Below are 3,531 nucleotides of genomic sequence, written 5' to 3'. Positions count from 1 at the left end.
GCTCATTCTAGCGATGATTCTTCGATCTGACCGCACCCATTGACAAAAATTTACAATTATTCGACCTTTAGCGATCGCTATCGGGGGATAGTTGTTTTTTGTTACAGCAGTGGGGGAGAAGGGAGCGGGTTTTTCAAGTTGGATTGGCAGTTAATCATGCTATTAAAAACCGATTCAGTATAACGGTCTAGTTGAGCCGCCGCAGATAACCTGTAATTTTTGTCGGTATTTTTGGTGAAGTCGGCTCCAACGCAGTGTTAGACGGCACTTACTTTACGGATTTCTACGCTGCCTTCTTCAAATACTTGAACCGTGAGTTGATAGCCTTCCATTAATGACATTCCCACTAGAGGTTCGGAATCAGCTTCATCAATTGGGATAGTCAGATAATCTCCATCCCAAATTACGAGAGCTTCATAGACATTAAAAACGCATTCGCTACCATCACCAAGAATAGCACGTCCTCGTCTTTTCCATTTTAGGTTTAGCTGATCGATTAGGTCTGGTGGCAATGAAAGCCAACCATTAAAACCTGTATCAACGATCGCATCTTGCGCGTAAATATTTCCTTCAGAGTCACATATCGAAAGTGAAATAATCGCCTCAAAATCCGCGTTAACGATTCCGGCGATCATACTAATCTCTTTGTCCGTCCACCAAATCGGCGAACATAGCGAGAACCGACTCGAACAATCCAGATTTGAGCATCTGGGTGACGGGCTTCGAGTCTATTGCAAGCAGATATTTCACGCGCATCAATTTCAAAGTCGCCAGTTTCAAGGTCAATTGCTACAATTTTGCCCTGATTACCCAATTCGACTTGTGGACGTATTTGAGTTTGATAAATCAGATCGCCACGCTGGGCAAATTCTTCTTTGCTATAGCGGGGTTGTCGGACTGTCATAGGATTGATCTTGTTGCAACTTTTGCCCCTCTATTTTAACCTAAACATCGGGAATCTTCGCTAACATTCCCCAACTGGGCCCACAAGAGCGGCATCGCACTTAAACCCACAGTTTCAATCAATGGGCATGGTGCGTTCCCCAAAATCGATCGCTGGAGCAGTGGGACTTGCATTAGGGAACGCACCCTACCAGATCGGCGATCGCAATAACATCCCATCGATCGCATTCAGTGCAATTCGCATAAAAAGTACCAAAGGCATCAGCAACAGTAGCCAGCGCTGACAATGCCAAAGGACAATTGCTATTCCCATCAATACTGATAAGACAGCAGCAGATGTGGTAATTTGATTCGCCGTGATTCCTTGTTTCGCTAGTTGCTTGACTAGCGGACTCAATATCTTTTGAAAAGCTGGCTTTAATTGATAGATAGTAATCACGGAATTTAGATCAACTTTTATAAATTTGAAAATTTTTGTCCAGAGATATGGAACTATAGAACCGATTTGGTATCTTTTATAATGTAGATGCTAGGCTGAAAAGGTGAAGCGAAAACCTTGTCCACTATAGGTTGCAGGGAAGAGAGTCTGTAGCCTGTTTAACGGCAATACTTTGGTCTGAACCCCGTCAGTGAAGGCGCCGCCGTCTAGTTATCCCCGAAAATCGATACTTTGGAGTAAGCCAAAATGTACTCAAGTAGTATGACGAATGAAGAGTGGTCTATCGTAGAACCGCTATTGCCAAAGAAGAAATTGACTTGCCCACCGAAATAGACCAAACGACAGATTGTCGATCTATCTTGAAGTGCCATTCAGGGCAATTCACTTTTGTCGAGAGTCTTTGGAGTTTCCATAGATGATTGTATGTAGTTGAGTAACGTTATGGTTTTGTACTATTTCTAGAATGTAGCTGCTTAATTTATCTGCACCAATTGCAGATGGCTCAATCGGATTAGCGTAATCAGATGTACTGGTAAAGATTTGGCGCAGATCAATAATTGGTAGTTTATAGGCTATTGCTGTTTGAATTATCACATCATTCCAAAATGTGAGTGCAGTTGTCGCTATGCTTTGGTATTCTGACTGCTCAAATCTTGGCTCGTAGATGGTGCAAATTGTTATTGGCAACTGTTTTTCCAGTAGCTCTTTGATTGCACTTACATAGTTAGCACGAAAATCTCCGACCAGCCTTGAAAATTTAATTATTACTTCTGCAACAGATTGTGCCCTCTGAGATAGATAGTCGATGTTGCGTAAAGCATCATTTCCCCCAACACTCAAAAACAAGTGAGTTGAGTCTTTAGGTAGCTTCTGAACTTGAGCATGGAGATCCGTGGTAATAGAACCATCAATAGCGAGTAAAGTGGCTTTCCATCCTAAAGGTATTTTGCGCTTAAGGTAATGGATAACATCTTCTTCAACATCCACATAAGGAGCATTATCAAATATGCTGTCGCCGAGCAAGACGATGTGGGTCATAAATCTATACCTCAAAATTTTCCACTTGCGCAAAGAAGCAATGCGACATAACTACATATTATAGGTCAACTTTCTGCATAAAACTCTCTGAGGCAACGATATGGTTCAACTTTCTGTATAACACTCCATTTAGGCGCAATCGCCAGAACTTTTCCCCATATCACGCCCAAAAGCCTGTTAGCCAGATTAGCTTACTGCAAACAATCTCCTTTAAGGAAACTTATCACAAAAGCTTTGCGTAATTATAGCAAAGATTCTTAGATATGACTGCACTTTATCACAAAATTTCACTATTATTTCGGGTGCGGTGATTTGTTATGTTTCTTGGTTCACAACTTCTTTAACAATTTGTCATACTCTGCGTGAGAGCCTATCCAAAACCAAACAATTACATTCTTACTCTTGATTCTTCCTAGCGCTCTCCAACCTATACCGACTCTGATTGACCAGATCTGGTCTTCTTGATTGACCTCCTTAAATTCTAAGCTTGGATGGCTTGGGTTATCTTGCCATAACTTGTAATTTTTTCTGGCTGTTCTTTTCACTCTGTCTGGTAGCTGTTGAAATAAGCCGACGAAATCTGGATTTAGTTCCGACTTCATAGCTCATCAAATCCCATTTCTTCAGTCTGTCCGTTTTCTGAATCCGCAATAGCTTTCTGAGCAAGTTCTTTGAGAATTAAGCTGTCTTGGGGTTTAGATAATGTTTCTTGCCATTTGATTTCATTTTCGATGTCTTCAATAAACTGCTCTGCCAGTTCGTCTTGAATTGCTTCTGGTAGTTCTTGAGCTTTTTGTACAGCTTTACTTAGAAGTGTTGATAACATTTCTTCTCTTCTCTTGAAAACATAACTACATATTATAGGTCAACTTTCTCTATAACACTCTCTGGGGTAACGATATGGGTCAACTTTCTGTATATCACCCCATTTAGGCGCAATCGCCGGAACTTTTCCCTATATCACGACCAAAAGCGTGTTAGCCAGATTAGCCTATTGCCAAAAACCTTGGTTAACTAAATTCCTGACAATTAGGCTCATTCTAGCGATGATTCTTCGATCTGACCGCACCCATTGACAAAAATTTACAATTATTCGACCTTTAGCGATCGCTATCGGGGGATAGTTGTTTTTTGTTACAGCAGTGGGGGAG

6 protein-coding genes are annotated in these 3,531 nt (G+C 41.3%); all 6 read right to left on the bottom strand.

Annotated features, from left to right (window positions below; all coding sequences use genetic code 11):
• Positions 1-257 precede the first annotated feature (257 nt).
• Positions 258-635 carry a clan AA aspartic protease gene (locus IM509_RS10340; RefSeq protein WP_072927885.1) on the bottom strand — a complete coding sequence of 126 codons (378 nt, stop codon included), beginning with the start codon at positions 633-635 and terminating at the stop codon, positions 258-260.
• Entirely contained in the window at positions 632-904 is a 273-nt protein-coding gene (locus tag IM509_RS10335) for a hypothetical protein (RefSeq protein WP_002757090.1), read from the bottom strand. Before IM509_RS10335 ends, IM509_RS10340 begins: the two co-directional genes overlap by 4 nt.
• Positions 905-1,090: 186 nt before the next feature.
• Entirely contained in the window at positions 1,091-1,342 is a 252-nt protein-coding gene (locus tag IM509_RS10330; RefSeq protein ID WP_260441305.1) for a hypothetical protein, read from the bottom strand.
• A 381-nt stretch (positions 1,343-1,723) separates the two neighbouring features.
• Entirely contained in the window at positions 1,724-2,380 is a 657-nt protein-coding gene (locus tag IM509_RS10325; protein WP_002758338.1) for an SGNH/GDSL hydrolase family protein, read from the bottom strand.
• A 329-nt stretch (positions 2,381-2,709) separates the two neighbouring features.
• Entirely contained in the window at positions 2,710-2,982 is a 273-nt protein-coding gene (locus IM509_RS10320) for a ParE family toxin-like protein (RefSeq protein WP_043998982.1), read from the bottom strand.
• On the bottom strand, positions 2,979-3,206 hold the full coding sequence (locus IM509_RS10315) for a hypothetical protein (protein ID WP_002758339.1): 228 nt from the start codon (positions 3,204-3,206) through the stop codon (positions 2,979-2,981). The genes IM509_RS10320 and IM509_RS10315 overlap by 4 nt, the downstream gene beginning before the upstream one ends.
• Between the last annotated feature and the right edge of the window lie 325 nt (positions 3,207-3,531).

This window comes from Microcystis sp. M31BS1 (assembly GCF_020245285.1).
Lineage (GTDB): Bacteria > Cyanobacteriota > Cyanobacteriia > Cyanobacteriales > Microcystaceae > Microcystis > Microcystis panniformis.
Note: the sequence above shows the minus strand (reverse complement) of the source record. Positions and strands in the feature narration are given on the sequence as shown.